The sequence below is a fragment of the Streptomyces sp. NPDC059874 genome (genome assembly GCF_042731135.1).
GTDB lineage: Bacteria > Actinomycetota > Actinomycetes > Streptomycetales > Streptomycetaceae > Streptomyces.
This window is the reverse complement of record NZ_JBHWJY010000041.1, coordinates 68,485-75,471: the sequence shown is the minus strand read 5'-3', so window position 1 is coordinate 75,471 and position 6,987 is coordinate 68,485. Positions and strand designations below refer to the sequence as shown.

Here is a 6,987-nt window from a genome sequence, read left to right as displayed (position 1 = left end):
GCTGAAAACTCAGCCCCGCCGGCGTTTGAGGCGCGGGGGCTCGGGGGCGGAGCCCCCGCAGCGGCGGCGTGGACGAGCCCCGCACCGGATCCCCGCACCGGAACCCCGCGCCAGAATTTGTGAACGCTTTCACAAGCGCACGATGGACCTTCGGCCCGCGCGAAAGGCCAGGTCGGGAGGGTATGGGTGCCCGCCGGGCGGCAGGCGGCGGGACCTTCGGGCTCCAGATCAGGACCAACGCGGCGGCAAATGATCGATCAAACGGCGTGCAATGGATACAGGCAATGACGCGACTGGGAAGGTGCGGGCGATGACTGTCACCCCTGCGGAGACCACGAAGAACGGCGAGGCCTGGGAGGGCTTCAGGGGCGGGCTGTGGCGCGACGCCATCGACGTCCGCGACTTCATCCAGCAGAACTACACGCCGTACGACGGCGACGACACCTTCCTCGCCGGTCCCACCGAGCGCACCACCGCCGTGTGGAAGGCGATCACGGACAAGTTCCCGGAGGAGCGCGAGAAGGGCGTCTACGACGTCGCGTACGACATCCCGTCGTCGATCACCGCGCACGCCCCCGGCTGGATCGACCGCGACAAGGACCTGATCGTCGGCCTCCAGACGGACGCCCCGCTCAAGCGCTCGATCATGCCGTACGGCGGCTGGCGCATGGTCGCCGGCGCCCTGGAGACCTACGGCTACCCGGTCTCCGAGGAGCTGGAGAAGGTCTTCACGGAGTACCGCAAGACCCACAACGCCGGTGTCTTCGACGCATACACCCCCGACATCCGGGCCGCCCGCAAGGCCGGCGTCGTGACCGGCCTGCCGGACGCCTACGGCCGCGGCCGCATCATCGGCGATTACCGCCGCGTTGCCCTCTACGGCGTCGACCGCCTGATCTCCTTCAAGAAGGAGGAGAAGGAGGAGTTGAACTCCCTCCCGGCCGGCAACCGTTCGCTGGAGGAGACGATCCGCCTGCGCGAGGAGCTCTCCGAGCAGATCCGCGCGCTCGCCGAGCTCAAGGCGATGGCCGCCTCCTACGGTCACGACATCTCCGGCCCGGCCGGCACCGGCCGCGAGGCCATCCAGTGGCTGTACTTCGCCTACCTGGCCGCCGTGAAGGAGCAGAACGGCGCGGCCATGTCGCTCGGCCGCACCTCCACCTTCATCGACGTCTACCTCCAGCGCGACATGGAGGCCGGCCTCCTCACCGAGGAGCAGGCCCAGGAGCTCGTCGACGACTTCATCATCAAGCTCCGCATCGTCCGCTTCCTGCGGACCCCGGAGTACGACGAGCTGTTCTCCGGCGACCCGACCTGGGTCACCGAGTCGATCGCCGGCATGGGCGAGGACGGCCGCCCGCTGGTCACCAAGTCCTCCTTCCGCTACCTCCAGACCCTCTACAACCTCGGCCCGGCCCCCGAGCCGAACATGACGGTCTTCTGGTCGCCGCGGCTGCCGCAGGGCTTCAAGGAGTTCTGCGCGCGCGTCTCGATCGACACCTCCTCGGTGCAGTACGAGTCCGACGAGCTGATGCGTCCGCGCTTCGGCGACGACACCGCCATCGCGTGCTGCGTCTCGGCGATGCCGGTCGGCAAGCAGATGCAGTTCTTCGGCGCCCGCGTGAACCTCGCCAAGACCCTCCTCTACGCGATCAACGGCGGCCGCGACGAGAAGTCGGGTGTCCAGGTCGGCCCGTCCACCGGCGCCATCACGGCCGACGTGCTGGACTACGACGAGGTCATGGCCAAGTTCGACGAGCAGATGGAATGGCTCGCCGACACCTACGTCCACGCCCTCAACGTCATCCACTACATGCACGACAAGTACGCCTACGAGCGCATCGAGATGGCTCTCCACGACCGCGACGTGCGCCGCACCATGGCCTGCGGCATCGCCGGCCTCTCGGTCGCCGCCGACTCGCTGTCCGCGATCAAGCACGCCAAGGTCGGTGTCGTCCGCGATGAGACCGGGCTGGCCACCGACTATCGCGTAGAGGGCGACTACCCGGCGTACGGAAACAACGACGACCGCGTCGACGACATCGCCGTGTGGCTGGTCGAGGAGTTCATGAAGAAGGTGCGCAAGCACCCGACGTACCGGAACGCCGAGCACACCCAGTCCGTCCTGACGATCACCTCGAACGTGGTCTACGGCAAGAAGACCGGCAACACCCCGGACGGACGCCGCGCCGGCGAGCCGTTCTCCCCGGGCGCCAACCCGATGAACGGTCGCGACACCCATGGCTACGTCACCTCGGCGCTGTCGGTCGCCAAGCTCCCGTACGAGGACGCCGAGGACGGCATCTCGCTGACCAACACCGTCACCCCCGACGGCCTGGGCCGCACCCCCGAGGAGCGGATCAAGAACCTGGCGGGCGTGCTCGACGGCTACATGGCCAGTGACGGCTTCCACATGAACGTGAACGTGCTGAACCGCGACACGCTCATGGACGCCATGGAGCACCCGGAGAACTACCCGCAGCTGACCATCCGCGTCAGCGGCTACGCGGTGAACTTCGTCCGCCTCACGCGGGACCAGCAGCTCGACGTGCTGAACCGCACCTTCCACGGCTCGCTCTGAGCGTCCATCGCGCGGCCCGGGGGGCCGGGCCCTCACCCACCCCCGGGACCGCGCGACCCCATCGGACACCGGATCACGTCTGGAGCACCTGCCATGACCGTCCTCTTCGGTACGAGCCTTCCCGTCGGCCCCGCCGCGGCCGTCGCCGTCAGCGCCGGACAGACCCCGGCCGCCGCCGCGACGCAGCGGCCCAGCGAGGGTTCCGTGCACTCCTGGGACCTCTCCACCGGCGTGGACGGCCCCGGGACCCGGTTCGTGACCTTCCTCTCCGGCTGCCCGCTGACCTGCCTGTACTGCCACAACCCCGACACCATGCGGATGCGGAGCGGCAAGCGCACCTCGGCCGACGACGTCATCGCCGAGGCCCGCAAGTACACGCGGTTCATCTCCGCCTCGGGCGGCGGGGCCACCATCTCCGGCGGTGAGCCGCTGCTCCAGCCCGTCTTCGCGGGCGAGCTGCTGCACCGCATGAAGAACGACCTCGGCCTGCACACCGCCCTCGACACCTCGGGCTTCCTGGGGGCCCGCGCCACCGACGCGCTGCTGCGCGACGTGGACCTGGTCCTGCTCGACATCAAGTCCTGGGACCGCGAGACGTACAAGAGGGTCACCGGCCGCCCCCTGGAGCCGACCCTGGACTTCGCCCGCCGCCTCGCGGACCTCGGCAAGGAGGTGCACCTGCGGTTCGTGCTGGTACCCGGGCTCACCGACGCGCGCGAGAACGTCGAGGGCGTCGCCGCCTTCGCCGGCACCCTCGGCAACGTCTCGCGGGTCGACGTCCTGCCCTTCCACAAGCTGGGGGAGAGCAAGTGGCAGGCGCTGGACATGAAGTTCACCCTGCACGACACCCCGTCGCCCACGCCGGAGCAGGTGGCCGAGGCCAAGGCGATCTTCGCCGCTCGGGGACTGAAGGCAGTCTGACCCGTTCGGCCTAATCATCAGTACGGCATAACGGGCTGAAACGGTACAGACCACTTAGCGTGGTGCTGTGTCCGAGCCCACCGAAGTACTCGACGAAGCCCCGCCACCAGCCGAGGCGCCCCAGAGCCCACCGCCGGTCAGGAAACCCGTCACCGCACGGGCCACCCTGGCCGGCATCGTCGTATCGCTGCTGCTCGTCATCGCGATCGTGCTCGGCAGCCGACTCCTGCGCGATTTCGACTCGGCGCTGCTGCCTTACGCCGTGGCCACCGTGTTCCTCGCCTTCGGCGTGGCCTACCGGTACACGGTGTGGGTTTCCGCGCCCGGCGCGCGCCGCCTCTTCAAGAAGGGGTTCGGCAGCTTCTTCTCGGCCGAGAACTTCCGCAAGGCGCCCACCGCGCTGCCGAAGATGATCGCCACCTACCTCGGCTTCCAGAAGTTCCTCGGCGCCCGCTCCCGCGCCCGCTGGGCCGCCCACCAGCTCATCTTCTGGGGCTGCATCCTGGCGGCGCTCATCACCTTCCCGCTGACCTGGGGCTGGTTCACCTTCACCTCGGGCAGCGGATCCGGACCGGGCTACGAGATGCGGATCTGGGGAATCAAGGTCCTCGGCTTCGACTCGCTGAACATCCTGGGCTGGCTGATGTTCCACGGCTTGGACATCGCCGCCGTCCTCGTCATCCCCGGTGCCTCGTACTTCCTGTGGCGCCGGATGAAGGACCGCGGCGCCATCACCGGGCAGCGCTTCGCCTACGACCTGCTGCCGCTGATCTGCCTGATCGTGATCTCGGTGACCGGGCTGCTGCTGACCTTCTCGTCGATCTTCCTGCACGGCGGCGGCTATCAGTTCCTGGCCATCCTGCACATGGTGTCGGTGGTGTTCACCCTCATCTACATCCCGTTCGGGAAGTTCTTCCACATCGTCCAACGCCCCGCCGCCGTCGGCATGCAGCTGTTCAAGTACACGGCCCGGCAGGACGAGCAGGTCTTCGCCTGCAAACGCTGCGGGGAGCCCATCGACACCACCCCGTACGTGGAGAACCTGCGCGGCACCATGCAGGACCTGAAGCTCGACTTCAACGCCTTCGTCGAATACTGCCCGCGCTGCAAGCGGGTCCTGCGCGGCAGCGCCTACCTGAACCACGTCAAGAAGGGCTTCAAGTGACCGCGACGGACCCCGCCCAGAGGGCCACGCTGCCCATCGACCCGTCCATCGCGCCGCCCGGCACCCGCAACTTCCGCGACGCCGGCGGCATCCCCGCAGACCAGTGGCACGCCGACCAGAACGGCGAGACCCTCGTCCCCACCCACTGCTGCTTCTGCGGCGTGCAGTGCGGCATGTACCTGCGCGTGGACAAGGGCGGCAAGGTCTTCGGAGTCGAGCCCCGCAACCACGACATCAACCGGATGCGGCTCTGTCCCAAGGGCATCAACGCCTACCAGCAGGTCAACCACCCCGACCGGCTGACGAGCCCGTTGATGCGCCGCTCCCGGGACGAGGAGTTCAAGGAGGCCTCCTGGGAGGAGGCCCTCGACTTCACCGTCTCCGAGATCCGCCGCATCCAGGGCGCCCACGGAAACGACGCATTCGGCCTGCTCGGCGGCGCCAGTCTCTACTCGGAGAAGACCTACCTGGTCGGCAAGTTCGGCCGGGTCGCCCTCAAGACCCGGCACGTCGACTACAACGGCCGCCTGTGCATGGTCAGTGCCGCCGGCGCCAACAAGCTGGCCTTCGGCATCGACCGGGCCGCCAACCCCTTCTCCGACATCCTCCTCACCGACTGCCTGCTGATCGCCGGGTCGAACGTGGGCGAGTGCTTCCCGGTGATGACCCAGTACGTGTGGGGCGCCCGCGACCGCGGCGCCTCGCTGATCGTGGTCGACCCGCGCGAGACGGCCATCGCCCGCACCGCCGACGTCCACGTCGCCCTCAAGCCCGGCACCGACTCGGCCTTCTTCAACGCCGTCCTGCACGTGGTCATCGCCGAGGAGCTGACCGACGAGGCCTACCTCGCCGCCCACACCACCGGCTGGGACGAGGTCAAGAAGACCGTCAAGGACTACCCGCCCGCCCGCTCCGCCGCGATCTGCGACGTCCCCGAGGAGCAGATCGTCCAGGTGGCCCGGATGTTCGGCCGCGCCGCCAAGGCCATGGCCTTCCACGCGCGGGGGGTCGAGCACCACTCGCAGGGCGTCGAGAACTGCCTGTCCATCATCAACCTGTGCGTGGCCACCGGGAACCTCGGCAAGCCCGGCGCCGGCTACGGCACCATCACCGGCCAGGGCAACGGCCAGGGAGGCCGCGAACACGGCCAGAAGGCCGACCTGCTGCCCGGCGGCCGCTCCATCATGAACGAGGAGCACCGCCGCCAGATCTGCCGGATCTGGGGCATCGAGGAGTCCGAACTCCCGCCCGCCGGCACCTCCATGATGGAGATGGTCTGGCAGATGCAGCGGAGCGAGATCCGCGGTCTCATCGGCATCTGCAACAACCCGTTCGTCTCGCTCCCCAACTACGGGGCGGTCAAGAAGGGCTACGACAGCCTCGAATTCCACGCCCAGTTCGACTTCTTCCTCTCCGAGACCGCGACCAACGCGCACGTGGTCTTCCCCGTCACCGTCTGGGCCGAGGACGAAGGCGTCATGGCCAACACCGAGGCCCGCGTCGTCAAGCACAACAAGGCGCAGGATCCGCCCGCCGGAGTGCGCACCGACACCTGGGTGATGTGCGAACTCGCCAAGCGGCTCGGCGTCGGCGACAAGTTCGACTTCGCCGGCTCCCGCGAGGTGTTCGAGGAGCTCCGCATCGCCTCCGCCGGCACCGTCAACGACTACTACGGCATCACCTACGAACGCCTGGAGGAGACCGGCGGCATCGCCTGGCCCTGCCCCACCACCGAGCACCCGGGCACCCCCCGGCTGTTCGAAGGCGGCAAGACCTTCCACCCCGACGGGAAGGTCCACATGCAGGTCGTCGAATGGCACCCGCCGATGGACCCGTACACCGAGGAGTTCCCCCTCTCCCTCACCACCGGCCGTACCGTCGCGCACTTCCTCTCCGGCAACCAGACCCGCCGCCTGGGCGCCCTCGTCGAGCAGACCCCGCGCCCCTGGGTGGAGGTCCACCCCTCGCACGGCTTCCGCAACGGCGACCCGGTCAGGGTGATCACCCGCCGCGGCAGCGAGGTCTTCCCGGCCCTGGTCACCGAGGCGATCCGGCCGGACACCGTCTTCATCCCGTACCACTGGCCCGTCCCGACGGCCGCGAACGCCCTGACCATCGACGCCCTCGACCCCCGCTCGAAGATCCCCGAGTACAAGGTGTGCGCCGCCCGGATCGAGGCCGGCGAACGGGTCGCCGAGGTGCCCGCGCCGCCCACGGCCCCGGGCCGCGAGGCCTATCCGGAGACCCAGGTCTCCCGCACCGACCCCCTGCCGCCCACGTCCCCGCAGGGCCGTGGCACGGCGGAGAGGAGCTGACCCGC

Annotated in this window: 4 protein-coding genes; all 4 read left to right on the top strand. The window is 68.9% G+C overall.

Annotation, left to right across the window (positions count from 1 at the left end; all coding sequences use genetic code 11):
* Positions 1-310: 310 nt before the first annotated feature.
* The 4 genes from pflB (at position 311) to ACFV9H_RS23280 (ending at position 6,982) form a co-directional block, all read left to right on the top strand.
* Complete coding sequence (gene pflB, locus ACFV9H_RS23295; protein WP_385401360.1) at positions 311-2,581, top strand: formate C-acetyltransferase; 2,271 nt, start codon at positions 311-313, stop codon at positions 2,579-2,581.
* Between the two features lie 93 nt (positions 2,582-2,674).
* Positions 2,675-3,502 carry a pyruvate formate-lyase-activating protein gene (gene pflA, locus ACFV9H_RS23290; RefSeq protein WP_385401358.1) on the top strand — a complete coding sequence of 276 codons (828 nt, stop codon included), beginning with the start codon at positions 2,675-2,677 and terminating at the stop codon, positions 3,500-3,502.
* A gap of 67 nt (positions 3,503-3,569) precedes the next feature.
* Positions 3,570-4,667, top strand: a complete 1,098-nt coding sequence (locus ACFV9H_RS23285) for an MFS transporter (protein ID WP_385401355.1) — start codon at positions 3,570-3,572, stop codon at positions 4,665-4,667.
* On the top strand, positions 4,664-6,982 hold the full coding sequence (locus tag ACFV9H_RS23280; RefSeq protein WP_385401352.1) for a molybdopterin oxidoreductase family protein: 2,319 nt from the start codon (positions 4,664-4,666) through the stop codon (positions 6,980-6,982). The genes ACFV9H_RS23285 and ACFV9H_RS23280 overlap by 4 nt, the downstream gene beginning before the upstream one ends.
* Positions 6,983-6,987 lie beyond the last annotated feature (5 nt).